Here is a 15,301-nt window from a genome sequence, read left to right as displayed (position 1 = left end):
ACTAGCTATGGCAATTTTGGTAGCGGTTGAACATTCGTTTCCAAGTGCGATTGATGCAGATTGAAGTAAGTGTCGTTCCCTCCAAAGCAGCGGAGCACAATCGCACCAGGTGCGACCTCTTTGTCAATGAGTGGAACTAGCGTGCTCAGGTCGCCATTGAGCTGCATTATCAGTTCGCCCTCGCGCCGGACGCGCACGTCGTTTTTCCGCACTTGAATGGTGACGACGGCGGGGGTTCCCTCCGCGAAGGTCTCATCGCTGAATACTCTGCCATTGAGCTTATTCCCCGTAATTCCCATGATCTTGTGCTCTCTTCCTTGTAGCAATCCATTTGAACCCATTTTGCCAGTCAGCAGGTCCATCACGAGTTCAACTGTGCGATTGCCGGTAACGGGAACAAATACCTTCCAACCGTGACGATAGTCACGAGAAATGACTAGATGCAAGTCGTATTCTTCCGGAAGATCCCGCGACAATTCAACTTGCGAGCGCACACCCTTGCTACGCAGTTCTGCGTGCGGCGTCCATTGGTCGCTCAATGGTGATTGTGCAATGTCGATCGCGGCGAGGACGTCCTTACCTGGCAGGAGCATCGGTGAGAAGTACACTTCCTTGTTCCATTTGAAGAGGCATCCCGGCAATTTTTCGTAGAGATAAGCCCGATCCTCGGGCGAAATAACGGCTTGCTGCAAGTTAACGGAACGCAGTTGCTTACAGGTGGCCAACTTTTCACCTAACGGCCGCGTCATCTTGACAAACTCGAGAGAGACGCCAGAAAGCAGCGGGCAACTCGCTAGCCAGTCAAACATCGGCTCGTCAAAGTTGGCTTTCGCGAGTGATACATATCGCAGCTTCGGCAATGGCCCGAGGGCCGAGAGTCCCTTCCCCGAAATCCCACCCGCGAATCCTAGATTGATGTGTTTTAGATTCGCTGCGATCGGTTGCAACGCGACGAGTCCCTGGTCGGTAAGTCCCGGCGGACAAGACTCGATGCTTTCGAGTTGTGGCAGCGCTGCGAGTTGTTCGAATCCTGCATCGGTGATTCGAGTACCCCACAAGAGAATTAGCTTTAAATTCTGCAGAGCAGCGAGATGCTGCTTGAGGTCGTCGTCGGTCACTTTTGTGCCGCCAGCATCGAGGTATAGCACCTTAAAGGGCTTGCGAAAGGGCAGGGCCTTCAGGTTATAGGGCATTGACCCGTCTTCCATCAGAAGCGTCAGCTTGGCTCCAAGATTTTGGAAATGCTCGGCCGCTTTGTGCTCAGCGGTTGTGGGTTCGCTTGGTAGCAACCGGAGTGGTGCGCTATCGCAACGGAGTTCAAATGACTCTACTTCAATAGTCGGATTCGTCCCGTCTCCGATGGCCACACCTAGACATCGTGTCGGGCCGAACTTGCCATTGCTGAATATAGAGATAGCGCTATGGGGGCCTGACCAGTTAATGAACTCTTTCCCATTCAGCATCGTTTGAACGGAGCAGGTGTTGGTTTGATTCATTACCGAAACGTGCAGTTCGTGAATCTTGTCGAGAGCTAATGGAGGAGTTGGCACGCTGGAGTCGTTCTCCGGCTCACCGGGCCATTTGCCATTGATGAGATCCAACCCGCTGAAGTTGGATTTACTTGAGCGGCACATCACTTTAAAGCGTGTCGCAACACCACTGGGGCAAATCAAGCCGATTTCGTGACGATCTTCTAAAACCTTGAACCGCAGGCGCGCTTCGTAGGACTCGCCAGGTGCAATCTCTGCAGGAATTACCAGGGCAGAACCATTGCCAGTCCCCTTTAATCCGCTTTCAACCTTTTCCCAAGTACCACGAACCCCGTCCCATTGAAGGTTGATATGAGGCAGCATCTCGTGCCACTCACCCTTTGCCAGTTCTTTGACTCCAGGGGCGAGCGGTGGCGGTTGAGGAAGCTCTCGCGTCCACTCCGCACCTACGATCTCGCCGTGCAAGTTGTTCCCCGATGAGTCCTGAAGCACTTTGCCAGTGCCTTCATCCATTTTGTAGAGAAGCTTTGTGTCGCCATCGGCTTCGAGCGTCGCTGGCGGGACAAACGTGCCCTTGTAGCGAACGGAGTTCGAAATTCGAACTTGTTGAATGAAGCCGCGATAGCCGTCTCCGCTGCCGACATTTTTGTCGATTCGAGCACCAATTCGCGTTGTTTGACTGTATTCCTTCGTGCCCGCGTTACCGAATTTGAAGCCGTCGTTCGTAGATCGTGTGCCGTTCAGATAGATTTCGCATTCACCATGATCGATCACCACAGCGATATGGGCAAGTTCTTCTCGCCTAGGCGGCGTTCCTGTCGGAAAGACAATCCCTGGCTTTGCGGATGTTGTTACGTGAATCGCGTTGTTTCGCTTCGATAAATCAACGTCCCAACTAACAAGGCCGATCATGACTTGGGACGGAGCATTTTCGGTCACACTATAAGAATGGAAAATGGCTGCGTGATTTCCTTTTTGGATCGCGCCATCTGCCAAGCGCGCCTCAAAGGTGAAGGGCTTCGAGTCTTCAAGGATCAGGTTAGGGATTTGAACGTAGTCTTCGCCATCAAACTTTAGTGCCCAGGGGGTTGAGGGACTGTTCGTTACAGGTGTCGTTGGGAGAGGAGGTTCTGCAGGAATAATCTGCGGCGAGGTTGTCTCCGGCACTTTGACGACCGGGGGCGTGGTCTTCAGCGAAACGCGCACGATCTCCCTCTTGTCCTTCGAGATCGTTACTGTCCGTTTGTCGATGGTTAGTTGCTGCTCGTCGGGCTGGGCGAGTTCTACAGCGTATTTGCCGTCGGTGAGGGTGATTTTCCAGTCGTTGGCTTTGGAGATTTCGGTTTGCTTGCCGGCTTGACTCACGGTGAGCTTGACGTCGTCGGCAACGCCATCGGCCAGGACAACTTCGAGTTCACCTTCCGGTGTGCGGATCGAAAACGTCACGCCCGCGGCAACCACGCCCAGTATCGCGAGGCCGACGAGCGCGACAGCGAGCCAATTGCGGCGTGAGGAAGACTTGCTCGATGAGGCAACCGGTTGCTGCTTGCCTGGTCGCGATGGTTGAGTAAGGGCGACTGTGTTTTGCGAAAATGAAGTTCCCGTGGCCTGATGACCGCTGATAGCTGGGAAGGAGCCAGATTTTGTAGCCAGATGCAGTTGGTCGAGTTCGTCCACAATCTCGCGCATCGAGGCAAACCGGTCTTCGGGCTTCTTGGCCATCATCTTTAGATAGCTGGCCTCCAGGCTGGCGGGGACTTCGGGCCGGATCGAAGTGAGCGACGGCGGCGCTTGTTGATGGTGGGCCATCATCGTCGCCCCTAGCGAATCGGATGCGAAGGGTGCTTTGCCGCTGAGCAAGTAATAGAGCGTGCAGCCTAGGCTGTAGATATCGCTGGCCGCGGTCACGGTGTGGACATCGAGCGTCTGCTCGGGACTCATGAAGTCGATGGTCCCCATCATCTGGCCCGACTGCGTCAGGCCATCGCGCCGCTGCGTTTCGGCCTGGTCGTTAATGCGCGCCAGCCCCATATCCAAAATCTTGACGCGTCCGTTCCCTTCCAGCAGCAAGTTGTGCGGCTTGATATCGCGATGCACGATGCCTACATCGTGCGCCGCTTGCAAACCGGCCGCGGCTTGCTTGATGCAGCTGACTGCTTGTTCGATGGAGAGAGGGCCGCTCTCTTTAACGATGCGGGCCAGGTCGCTGCCGTTAATGAACTCCATCGCCAGAAAATGCTGGCCGTTCGCTTCGCCCGCGTCGTACGTCGTCACCACATTCGGATGATTCAATCGCGCAGCGGCGCGCGCTTCACGCTCAAAACGTTGCTTGGCTTCGGGTGAAGCGAGGGCCTTTGGGGCAATCAGCTTGAGCGCTTCGATGCGGTCGAGCCGGCGATGACGCGTGCGATAGACGTTTCCCATGCCCCCTTTGCCGAGCAGGTCCAGAATTTCGCGCTCGGCCACCACGAGTTGTTTATGCTTGCCCTGATAGATGGCCTGCGCCTGAAACGAAGTTAACTTGCCGGCCTTCGCGAGCGCGACTGCGGCAGCCTTACCATCGGCGGGGCGTTTTTCAGCAGGAAGTTCGTCCAGAGCTCGCTGAGCGACATCCATCGTCATGAGTTGACTGGCAACCAGCCGCTGCATGAAGTCGGCGAGCGAGAGCGTGGCATGCGCGCCGGTTTCACCGGCGCTCGAGATCGTATCGGTCGACGGCTTTCTCGGTAACGATTTCTCCTCCGGGTTGCGAACAGCTGCCATCGCGGACCTGAGCGGAGCTTCGTTCTGATGCGGATTCGCGACCGCCGGGCTGCGCAGCTTGACGAGGAAAGTATCGACGCTGCGATCGAGCTGCTCGACAGTCTCCTGGCAGGTGTGGCAGGTGTCGACGTGTTGTTCGAGCGACTCCAATTCGCTGGCGCTCACCTTTCCCAAGCAGTAGTTGGAAAGTTGCTCGACCGACGGGCAGTTCGGGTCACTCATGAGAAAAATCCGCGGAAGGGAGGGCGATGTCCTTAGAATCAAGTACGAACAGGTGTGACAGCCGCTAATCGAATTCGCCCAGCATGTCTCGCAACTTCTGGAGCAGCCTGGATTTAGCCTTCCGCACCGCGGCGGGGGAGCAATTCAAAATCGCGGCCACTTCGGGAGCCGGCAAATCCTGAAAAATCGCCAGCTCGATCAGCCGTTGGCTCTCGGCGGGGAGCGACTGATGTACGATCGCCGCGGCCCGCTTGGCCAAGTCGCGCAGGTCGGAATCGAGCACCACGGTGCTGTGCTCAGTGACTTCTGGAATGACCTGCAGCCGCTGCAGAGCCTGTGTTCCACCTTCGGCCTTTTCATCTCCGCGGCGGGCGACATCGGTGAGTGCGTTCCGGGTGACTGTTGCCAGCCAAGCGCGAAACGAACCGCTGGGATGCGACTCGCGATAAGTCCGCAGGCCGGACCAGACTTTCACCAAGATGGTCTGCAGCATGTCGCCGGCGTCGTCCGGAGTACAGCCTGCTCGGCGGCACCAGGTGTAAATCAGGGGCGCGTAGATCTCGACGAATTGAGACCAGGCCGCTTCATTCTGCTCGCGCAGTTCAACGAGCAGGCTGGCAGATGTTACTTCGCCCGTTCTGGGATGGTTTTCCAGCTTCATGAAGTAAGCATCTCGTACGCCACCGAACAATCTCCCCTCAGAGATGGTATTCGGTAGCAGAGCGGGGAGGAAGAGAGACCGGTGGGGTTAAAGGAATAAAGAGGGGAAGGGTTAAAGGGAAACATGCGTTGCATCCCTGTCCTCTTCACCCCTTCCTCGCTTCATCCCTTCCTCCCTACTTCCCCACAGCGGCTTCCTGTAATGCCTGTCGCAGTTTAGAGCCGTCAGCGTTTTGCATTCCAATGCGCTGGATGAGCAGAATGACGAAGAGTTTTCTCTCCGGATCAATCCAGCCTTGAGTACCAAACGCACCGCCGTGGCCATAAGTGCCGGGGGACATCATGGCGTGAACGCCGGTCGGCTGACGCACCACGGCCCAGCCAAAACCAAAGCCCATTCCTTCGGTGAAGCCGGTCTTAATCTCGCCCGTTTGCACGGTGGTCATTTGCTTAACGGCTGCCTTCGACAGAACGCGCTGGCCGTCGAGTTCTCCCTGGTGGAGCATCATTTGATAGAGGCGGGCGAGATCGGCTGCAGTGGAATAAAGACCACCGGCGGGAATCGGATGTTTCGCGTTTTTGGTAGGGCCAAGCAACACATAATTCGCGAACACAAGTTTGTCTTCTTTGCGGTCATACAAACCAGCGAGCCGCTGCAATTGTTCTTCGCTGGGATAGGGTGTGGTATCGACCATTTTCAAAGGCTTGAAGATTCGCTCTGCCAGGAAGTCTTCGAATGACTTGCCCGACTTCACTTCGATAATGCGCCCGAGCGCGTCGATGCCCGCGTTGCAGTAAGCCCACTTCGTGCCTGGCTCGAATTGCAAAGCCTGTTTGGCCGCAACCTCCGTTGCTTCGGCCAGCGTGTGCTTGCGGTCGAAGTAGAGACTTTTCAGATCGCCCGGATAAGCGCCCGGAAGTCCCGACGTGTGAGTGAGTAGATCGCGAATCTTGATCGGCCGAGTTGGATTGCGGAGCGAGTCTTTTCCGTCCTCCTTAACCACCAATTGTTGGCCTTGAAACTCTGGCAAGTGCTTGGCCACGTCGTCATCGACCGACAACTTCCCTTCGTCCTGCAGGATCATGATGCCGATGGCCACGATGGGCTTGGTCATGGAAGCAATGCGAAAGAGAGCATCCTGCTTCATCGGCTGCTTGGCTTCGATATTCTGCCAGCCCAGCACCGACGTCGATTGAATTCCCTCGGCATTACCGACAACCGCCACTAGCCCCGCGACTTCGCCTTGCTCCACAAACGGCTGCATTGCCGCGGTCAGCTTGCTCGCGCTTTCGTTTGATTTTTGAGCGTGAGCAAATGATCCACTGAGAATAAGGCCGATGCCCAAGCTCAGGCTAACGAGGAAAATACGCTGCTGAACAAGTGCCATAAAAACTGCTCCGAAAAATAGATCTTTGAATTGATGTAGTTAGCTCAAATGCTTCGCAAAGAAGCCCTTCACCTTTTCCCACATCGCTGGGCTCAGGACGTGGCCGGTGTTCTCTTCGATGAAGTATGAGAAGTTCTTCTCGGCGTGAGCTGCTTGGTAGGCTTTCTCGATGCGGGCGATTCCTTCGCGGCATTCTTCAATCGGGCTACCGTTGTCTTGATCGCCCAGATTCAAATGAAGCGCGCGAGGCGCGATCAGCGCGGCGATGTCGGGCGTATCGCCGTATTGATAGAGCCCGGGAATGAAGTTGGGAAAGCAGTGCAGCATCTGCTTGCGATGAATGGCCGAATACGTCGGCAGGCAGCAGTTGCCAACGAGGGCTTTCAACCGTGGCTCCCACGGACCAACCAGCCAGGTGTGCGTCGATCCCATGGAGTGGCCATAGCAGCCCAGGCGCTCGGCATCGACCTCGGGGAGCGACACGAGATAGTCGACAGCCCTGCGCATATCGAGAATGTGCTTCCAGGCGAGGCACTTCCCTTCGACCACATATTTTAGGAACAGGAACCGTTCGAGCGCGCCACCTTTCTGCTTGTATCCCTTTTCCCGTTCACCAAACCCGAGGGCATCAGGACAAAGCACCACATAACCTTCACGGGCGAGCGCCAGCCCCGTATGGTGCATGGGCAGACCGGCGAGCCCTGCGGGCTCAGAAGCACCCAGATGCCACGCGCCATTGTGTTGATGCCAGAGGCAAATACCGGCAGCCGGTTTGGCTTGATTCGCCGTGTCAGGAACCAGCAACCATGAGGTCACGACTTCGCCTGGTTCGGTCTGGTACGAAACTTTCAATCGCTTCACACCATCAAGTTGCTCGGTCGAGAGAATCTTGGCTTCGAGCGCTGGTGCATCCGGCCACGGTCCACCAAGGCACGTGAGTAAGCGGTCTTTGAAGTCGGCAGTGGGTTTCATGATGAACGCATCTTAAGTGCGAGGAGCGAATTCGAGTTGGCTTGCGCCTTTGGGTAGATCGAAGCAGGCGGTGAGAGAACTGGCGTCGGAGTGGTATTCACCGGACTCCAGAAACTCGGCTGATTTCGCTCGCTTCAGTTCCATGCGTCGATCGGCGACATTGATCAAGATGCGAGAGTCGTCTTCGACCCTGCGCAGGCGTACCGTGAAATTCGTGGTCGCGAAGGGAGCTCGCAACTTTAGTCCCTTCTCGACTCGTTCGATGGTCGTCAGTTCCTTCGCGGCCCAATAGCGAGCGATTTCGCTGAGCTTCATCCATTTGATTTGCTGATCGTACTTGGCTTCGAGTCGCTTGACGATCTCTTTGAAGATGTTGAAGCCAATCCGCTCACCGTTGAAATAGATGCCGGCCCAATGGCAGACCATGATGGCCGGTTCGCCACGATCGATTACTTCAACCAGGCGACCGCCGCTGCCGTCAGGATAGATGAATTGATTCACATTGCCCGGCGTGAGGCCGTCCCAGCCTCCGAACCAGTCGCCGGTGCAACCAATGATCGAAACGGCGCACTTCGGATTGTTGGAGTCGAGTCCGCTGGCGTATTCGACCCGCGGGGCAACGCTGCGGTCTCCCTTGTCGTACAGATGGCGGAAGTAGTGCGGAATCTCCGCTTGAAAGACATCGCGGCAACTTTCGAGCGTGGCCTGCGACAGATTCGGCAGCACCTTGTTCCCGAAGCCGCCGGGGGTTGTGATCCCTTCACAGGGCAGCCCCGCGTTCTTCAAAACCTTGAGAGCGTAGCTGAGATAATTGGCCAGTTCATCGACGCTCTTGCCGACGGAGAAGCCCCAGTTCTCCATCGTCCGTTCGCTGCGCTCTTCATAGGGACGACCGGTTGCGGTGTCGATTGCCCAGGTGTGTGTGATCATCTCGGGATGAATGTCCCAATCGGGGACCATCAACTCCCGCACTAGTTTGAGGCTGTCTTGCAATTCCTTTTTTGTCCAGCCCGGCATCTCGCGATCGACCCAACCTACGCAGCAAGGATAGGGAACGATGCTGTACTTTCCTTTCACCCCTTTGTCGTGGCACCATTCGCCGAATTCGCGCACGAACGAATCGGGAATCTCGCGCGGAAGCTTGCGCCAGTCTTGCAGGTAGCGATCGGGGAAGACTTCGGCAAACTGCGGAATGCAGAAGTGGGCGACGTTCACCAGGCAGGTCGAGTCGTCAATGATGAAACTGACCGGAACGCGGTTCTGCGGATTGAGGACTGTAACTCCCTCATCAACCTTGGGCCGCTGGCCGGGGATTTGAGCTTCGCCGAGCGATGGGTACGAACCCATTGCGCCCGCCGCGAGTGCGGCGGCCGAGCCTTGCAGGAAAGATCGCCGATCGAAGTATGAATTCATGCGAGACCTCCGCCAGGAAACAGCAGTGAAGCGAGGGTTACGTTACTCGATTGGCAGGAGGATTACCATTCTCCGCGAGTTCTCACTTGGATCGGTGCAGACCTTCGTCGACAAAGTACCTCGCGGCAATGGGGCTTAGCGAGGGAACGATGTTGCGTCCTTGGCCGAGATACAAGCTGCCGGTGGGTGCTGCGTATTGAACAGCGTTGCCGATCAGCTGCTGAATATTGGGATTGTGATAGATCGGAAAAGTCTCGTGACCGGGACTTAAGTAGATCACTTTGCCCTTACCTCGCCGCCAGGCACAACCGCTGCGAAAGACCTCGCCTCCTTCGAACCAGCTGACGAGAAACAGTTCATCGGGCGCAGGGATATCGAAATGTTCGCCATACATTTCGCTTTGCGATAGCTCGAACCATTCGTCGCGCAGGCCGCTGACGACGGGATGCCCAGGGTCGATCACCCAGACCCGCTCTTTCTCCGCCGCTTCGCGCCAACGGAGCATGCAACTAGTACCCATCAAGCGGCGAAAAATCTTGGACGCGTGGGCTGAATGCAAGGCAATGAGTCCCATGCCATGCAGGACGCGATCGTGCACGCGCTGCACTACTTCGTCGCTCACGCGGTCGTGGGCGGCATGTCCCCACCACAGTAGTACGTCGGTTTCGGCCAGCGATGCGTAAGTCAGGCCATGTTCCGGTTCATCGAGCGTGGCAACGCGCACTTCCATCGAACTGCCGAAGCGGGCGTCGAGCGCATCGGCAATGACCGCGTGCAATCCATGCGGATAAATCGCTCTGACCTGATCGACGGTCAACTCGTGAATATATTCGTTCCAGATCGTGACGCGCAGCGGAGAGGCAGCCATCCGTGTCTCCTGAGAATTCGTTAGCAGAGTTTCGCGCAAGCCAGCTCTGCTGGCCGCAAGATCACGCATGGTGATCGCTGCGTGCCGCGCACGCAAGGCGGTCGAAAGTTCATAGCAGTGGTTCGCAGTAGCACCGCTAGCGAACTAAGCAGGAACAATTTCCGGCCACGAGACATCGGCCCGCGTGTGCAATCGTCCCGCCACTTCGCCCAGATCGGGACGTTCAAGCAACAACTGCGCGAGGACATCGTTGGTGGTAAGAGGACCGAGATCGAAACACAACAATAGATCGGCTCCCGGTGCATCGACAAGCGCAGGTGCTTCGCGGAACGAAGTCGATTGCAGACTCTTCTGCCACAGCTGCGGATCGCGCGAGGCTTGTGAGCGCTCGGGTAACACGCAAAGGAACCGACGTTCAGCCGCAGTCCCTTGCCAACGAGGCTGCGCTTGTTCGACGAGCGTTCGCCAATCGGCTGCAAGTTGCGGATCGATGGCGGCCCCTTCGGCAAGCACCGCGGCGATATCGAGCGATTCGAGTTGTCGTAGCACCAGCGTGCGACTGTCGCGTTCCAACTGCGCGAGTAATCGCGTCCGGCCATCGCCACCACCAATTAAAGCAGAGAGCATGCCACCGGCAGGTAGCAATACCGTGCGTGTCAATTGATCGTCGAGCGCTGTCGATTGTTCCGCATCGGCTGCTTTCAATTGATCGGAGACCAGCTTGCGCAATTGTCCGAGTAAGGCGGGAGTAGCAGGAACTGCTCCGGACTCTTCCTGGTCATCGAAGACGGAGGCGAGGAACTGCAGTTCGCGGTGCAGATCGACCAGCAGATCGCCGGCGCTGCTGAGCGTCCCTTGCATCGCTTGAACGATTTTACCAGCCAGTTGAGCAGCGAAGTCTTGCAGTCGAAGGCGGCAGAACTGTTGAAAAGCGTGGTCGGGATCCGGCCCTTGAGCTTTTTTTACGCTGGCCTTGGCCTTCTTCCAATCGGTTGGCAGCGCGACGAGGTACTGCTCAAGCGAGCCAGTTTCCTGCGCGATGCGGCGGCGCACATCGCGCAGCTGATCGAGCATGCTGCGGCAGTGGGCTTGAAACCAGCCAAGAGATTTTTGCGAGGCGTAGAGGCGATGCTGGGGATCATCCAGATAATGCAGCAGCCAAGCCTTAAGGGTGGCGCTCAGTGCGTTGATTCGTTCTTTCAACGCAGCTTCGGTGGCTTGCACTAGGGCCGGAACACCTTTCTCTTGTCCCGGGGCGACTGCTTCCGAAGTGCGTGGGCCAAACAGTTCCGTCGTGGTCGCCAGCCAGCGTTGCACGGGCGAGGCGGTCCCTGCTTCTTTCGCCAGCGTTTGCGTCAACTCTTGAAAGAAGCTGTCGGGGTTACCACCCAACTGGCTGCCGGCAAACTCGATCAATTGTTTAATCAGCGTTTCGGTATCTAGTCCCCAGGCAGTTGCCTGCTTCTGGGCTTGTAGATCGAGAAACGCCTCTTTCATACGGCAATCGGTGCCTGATTGCGTCTGCCGCGAGGGCAAGATATTCGTCGATTTCGCGGCACTGCTTGCACGAATCGATTCTTGCGATTTCGGCTTTCCCAACCAACGTTCGACGAGCGAGAAGCAGAGGTGGCGAACCGCACGGGCGGCAAGGTCATCGCGCGTGAAACCTACTCGCACCAGTCCCGATGTACGAAATTGTGCCTGGGTCGAAGCGGAACTCTTTACGAGATCGGCAGCTGCGGTCGCGCGGAAAAAGTTATCGACAGGAGTCGAAACTTCGAGTGCAATCAGATCGGCTAACGAATCGCAGGCCGTGTCGAAATCTTCGTTGGAGAGTTCTTCTCCCATGTGAATCAGGCGCGTGCGCGGCGGACGATCGATCGTCCGCGGCGTCAATCCGCAAGCCGGGTCGCCGGGGAATTGTCCACCCGCGCGAAGTTGATGCTGCCATTCGGCGAGCAAGGCGCAGGTGTTGGCCGTGGCCAATTGCACTCCCGCGGCGGTGCGCGGCGTGGTGTGGGCCAAGACTACACTCAGGTCACTGGCATTGAGTTTTAATTCGTCGAACAACTGCTGCAGCCCAACGACAATATCGATGACCATGCCGCTGCCGGTACCGCCGCCCGAACCGGCCACGACAATGACCCGGGGCGTTTGTGGTTGGTCACTTCCCGGAATCGGGCGGGCTAAACGTTGTAGCGATGTGCGGAACGACTTCCAAATTTCGTCTGCATGATCGACCATTGCCAGGCGACCCAGCGGACGCAGACCTTCGGTCTGCTGCGAGCGGGGAATGTTGTATAGCCAACGACGACCGAGCCACTCGAGCATGCGGCGCGAGTCGTCCCGATAGTCGCTGCTGCGGCGCAGCGGCAAGTGCATGAAATCATCGGGCCGGAATGTAGTGCCAGGGGATGATGGACAGTTTTCGAGTGATTCGCGGCGATCGGAATCGAGCACCAAGGTCTGCAATGGCGCGCCGTGCGGCGTCTCGGCAAAGATCTGCTTCAGCCGGCCGAGGACTTTGCCGCCAATGCCCCCCAGGCCGATCAGCAAGGTGGGCTGAGGGGACCAATTGAGGACGTCGAACTCCGGGGGCGGAACATCGGTGGTTTGCAATCGCTGCTTCAGATCAACGTGCAGATCGTCGGCCGACGCCACGAGCCGATTGTCTTCTTGAATCGAGTCGGCCTGCTGCGAGGCTTCGTCCAGGCTAGCGAGCATCTGGTCGGGAGTGCGGGCAGCTTCGGTGGCATAAGAAAGAGGTGGCAACGGCGTTTCGGGCGCTGCTGGCTGATGAGTCGCTGGGGCCGCATTATGCGCCTGCGTCGCGCCTTGAGTGATGTGCCTCCCCATTTCGTTCATCAGTTCGCTGCGGGCATGTGTCATGCGCGCGGCGACAATCTGCTGCGTGGCCTTGTTGAGGGCAGCTACCATCTCGCGGCAATTTGCGAACCGCTCATTGGGATTTTTCGATAGGCTGCGGCCTATCACTTGTTGGTCGGCCTCGGGGAGCGCCGCCATCCGCGGGCGCGCGTTCAAGTGCTGAGCTGCCAGTTGCGCAGCTGTCTTGCCGGGAAATGGCAACACTCCACTGAGCATCTCTTGATAGACAATCGCCAGGCTGTATTGATCGCTGAACTTGGTCGGTCGTCCTTCGAAGACTTCAGGCGGCGCGTAAATGGGCGTCAGGCCGCCCATCATCGACGCGGCCGCTTCGTGCAGATCCTTAACGAGCCCGAAGTCGGCCACCTTGACGCGTCCACCAACAAGCAGCAGATTTTCCGGCTTCACATCGAGATGCTGCAACGTGTGATGCTCGTTCATGTAGTCGAGCGCATCGGCCGTATCGCGCAGGTGTTGCAACAATTCGTCGCGCGGGATGCCGGGCCGGCCTTCCTTGCGGCATTGGTCGAAGCGATCCTTCAGGCTGTTGTCTGCAAGCTCGGTGACGAAGATCAACTGACCGTCGATAATCTCGATCCGCTCGATTGAGAGCAAGAACGGATGTCGCACGCCCTTGATGCGCTGCAGGGCCTTCATTTCGCGCGAGCCGCGGTCTTCGTCGAGCAGTCCGTAGACGAACTTGATCGCCTTGATGAGTCCGCCCGGCGCTTCTGCCGTCCAGACTTCGCCATAGCCACCCGCGCCGACGCGTTGGACGAGGCGGTAGCCCGGAATAGGTTCAGACGCTTTGCGGAGGACGGCTGGCACGGCGGAAGGCTTCCTTTCCGGGCGGGGCGATCACGCGCAAACGCGCGCAACACGGCCAACCGCCCGTCAGCAATCGATGTAGCTCACTTGTAATGTGCCACATAAATTGCGCGCGTCAGCGAGAATCTGCTGAGCAGGAAAGGGACAACGCTGGTAACGACTAGCGCTGAACGATTGTCAGATAGCGCGCGGCCGATACAAGCCGCACAAACGGACTACTGAAGGAATATCTCAGCCGTCGGACCAAAGCCTAGCGAATGGTGGTGCCCCGTTCGTTCTGCGTCATGGCTTGTCGTAGGCCGTCGGTGAACTGGCGAGGATTTTGCCAGAAGGTCTTGAGCGAGGCATCGTCGCTAAAGAGATAAATCTGCTTGCGATAGGTCAGACCGAACGTAGCGCGACCGTCGATCAGTTCGCCGGTTTGCATGAACTTGACGGGATCGTAGCCGACCATCACGGGGCTGTAGCGATCGGGGTCGGCGAGGAACGTTTGCTGAGCTTCGGCCGAAGCGAACAGGAACGTGCGACGGCGATGGACCGCGCCGAACTCAGGCTGCCCCTTCTTCCATTCTTTCTTGCTAAGCAGCGTGACAGGGCAGAAGCCTTCCATCACGATGGGATAGGTGCCACTGGCCAAGGCCGCGGCAGGGGGCGGTGCGAGCGCGGGATTCGATTCGTAAGGCGAAGCAGTGCCGACGGCATTCGGAGCCAAGGTTTGGGTTGGCGAGACAGGCTGATAGGCCTGAGCCGAAACAGGTTGAACGGCGGGCTGTTGCGGCGGAGCAGCCGCGGGTTGCCACGGGGCAAAGCCAGCCGGATTGCCGGCGACCGCGGCAGGTGGTGCCGTCATCGGCGTAGTGTAGCGGTTCAATACTTCTTTGGCGTTGTTGGCCGCGGCTTGTGTCGAATCGTGCGTCGCTTGGGCCGCTTGTTGAGCAGCCTGTTGCGTGGCTTGATAGGTTTGATCCAGGGCCTGAGTCGTTTGATTCACCGCTGCGCCGGCTTGAGCCTGGGCAAATTGCCACGACTGTTGGCCCGACTGCTGCAGGTTTTGCTGGGCTTGTTGCACGTTCTGCTGAGTTTGCTGCGCATATTGCTGAGCGGCCGAAGAAGCGCCGTTCGTCACCCATTGAGCCTGCGAATTGGCTTGAGCGCTTACCTGGGCAATGGCGTCACGCGGAGCAGGCATCACCCACGGACCATTCGGGGCCGGGGCTCCAGGAATCGCTCCGGGTTGATTCGGGGCAGCTTGATTGGCAGCGATCTGCTGGTGCGGCGGCAGATTGTTACCATTGCGACCAAGACCAACACCGGTCTGGGCAGCTACGCTGTTCATCAAGTTGGTGTATTCGAGCGGGGTCTGTGGGCTGACGGTGCGAAACACTTCCTGGCCGCTTGGAGTCACGAAAACATCGGTCGGCCACTGACGCACGTTGTACTTGGTGGCAAGTTCCGGATTCTTGCGAGCATGAATCTTCATCGGCACGTAGTTTTTGCCGACGGTTGCTGCGACATCTTGCCGGCTGAACACGTTCTTCTCGACTTTGACGCAGGGCGGGCAGTCGTCGGAATAGAAGTGGAGCAGCACGAGCTTCCCTTCGGCACTTGCCTGTTGGCAAGCCTGCGGAAACTCTTCGACCCAAGGCATCTGATCCTGGGCAACTGCCGAAGCAATCGCTGCCGCGAAGATCACAAGCGAAGTGAGGGAAGTTCGCACGACCATGTTCGAACACCTTGCAATAGAGTCGTCCCAAGCGGCGCATTTCCCGCGCGCCGTTTTCTTTCTTTCGGCAGAATGACCTTAACGAATA

Annotated in this window: 8 protein-coding genes; all 8 read right to left on the bottom strand. The window is 57.5% G+C overall.

Features of this window, described 5'->3' with window-relative positions:
* Positions 1-5: 5 nt before the first annotated feature.
* Positions 6-4,475, bottom strand: a complete 4,470-nt coding sequence (locus ETAA8_RS06795) for a protein kinase domain-containing protein (RefSeq protein ID WP_145086723.1) — start codon at positions 4,473-4,475, stop codon at positions 6-8.
* 64 nt (positions 4,476-4,539) lie between these two features.
* Entirely contained in the window at positions 4,540-5,136 is a 597-nt protein-coding gene (locus ETAA8_RS06790; RefSeq protein ID WP_145086720.1) for an RNA polymerase sigma factor, read from the bottom strand.
* A 175-nt stretch (positions 5,137-5,311) separates the two neighbouring features.
* On the bottom strand, positions 5,312-6,523 hold the full coding sequence (locus ETAA8_RS06785; RefSeq protein ID WP_145086717.1) for a serine hydrolase domain-containing protein: 1,212 nt from the start codon (positions 6,521-6,523) through the stop codon (positions 5,312-5,314).
* A gap of 39 nt (positions 6,524-6,562) precedes the next feature.
* Entirely contained in the window at positions 6,563-7,495 is a 933-nt protein-coding gene (locus ETAA8_RS06780; protein ID WP_145086715.1) for a dienelactone hydrolase family protein, read from the bottom strand.
* A 12-nt stretch (positions 7,496-7,507) separates the two neighbouring features.
* Positions 7,508-8,908 (bottom strand): twin-arginine translocation signal domain-containing protein, encoded by a 1,401-nt coding sequence (locus ETAA8_RS06775; protein ID WP_145086712.1) that lies wholly within the window; start codon positions 8,906-8,908, stop codon positions 7,508-7,510.
* Between the two features lie 82 nt (positions 8,909-8,990).
* Complete coding sequence (locus ETAA8_RS06770; protein WP_145086709.1) at positions 8,991-9,776, bottom strand: ThuA domain-containing protein; 786 nt, start codon at positions 9,774-9,776, stop codon at positions 8,991-8,993.
* Between the two features lie 144 nt (positions 9,777-9,920).
* On the bottom strand, positions 9,921-13,490 hold the full coding sequence (locus tag ETAA8_RS06765) for a tubulin-like doman-containing protein (protein WP_145086706.1): 3,570 nt from the start codon (positions 13,488-13,490) through the stop codon (positions 9,921-9,923).
* A 250-nt stretch (positions 13,491-13,740) separates the two neighbouring features.
* Complete coding sequence (locus tag ETAA8_RS06760) at positions 13,741-15,213, bottom strand: thioredoxin family protein (RefSeq protein ID WP_145086703.1); 1,473 nt, start codon at positions 15,211-15,213, stop codon at positions 13,741-13,743.
* Positions 15,214-15,301 lie beyond the last annotated feature (88 nt).

The organism is Anatilimnocola aggregata (assembly GCF_007747655.1).
Classification (GTDB): domain Bacteria; phylum Planctomycetota; class Planctomycetia; order Pirellulales; family Pirellulaceae; genus Anatilimnocola; species Anatilimnocola aggregata.
Note: the sequence above shows the minus strand (reverse complement) of the source record. Positions and strands in the feature narration are given on the sequence as shown.

What these genes read in the sequence shown, in the direction of transcription:
- ETAA8_RS06795 (WP_145086723.1), bottom strand. Translation starts at nt 4,475, where the DNA reads ATGAGTGACCCGAACTGCCCGTCGGTCGAGCAACTTTCCAACTACTGC.
- ETAA8_RS06790 (WP_145086720.1), bottom strand. Translation starts at nt 5,136, where the DNA reads ATGAAGCTGGAAAACCATCCCAGAACGGGCGAAGTAACATCTGCCAGC.
- ETAA8_RS06785 (WP_145086717.1), bottom strand. Translation starts at nt 6,523, where the DNA reads ATGGCACTTGTTCAGCAGCGTATTTTCCTCGTTAGCCTGAGCTTGGGC.
- ETAA8_RS06780 (WP_145086715.1), bottom strand. Translation starts at nt 7,495, where the DNA reads ATGAAACCCACTGCCGACTTCAAAGACCGCTTACTCACGTGCCTTGGT.
- ETAA8_RS06775 (WP_145086712.1), bottom strand. Translation starts at nt 8,908, where the DNA reads ATGAATTCATACTTCGATCGGCGATCTTTCCTGCAAGGCTCGGCCGCC.
- ETAA8_RS06770 (WP_145086709.1), bottom strand. Translation starts at nt 9,776, where the DNA reads ATGGCTGCCTCTCCGCTGCGCGTCACGATCTGGAACGAATATATTCAC.
- ETAA8_RS06760 (WP_145086703.1), bottom strand. Translation starts at nt 15,213, where the DNA reads ATGGTCGTGCGAACTTCCCTCACTTCGCTTGTGATCTTCGCGGCAGCG.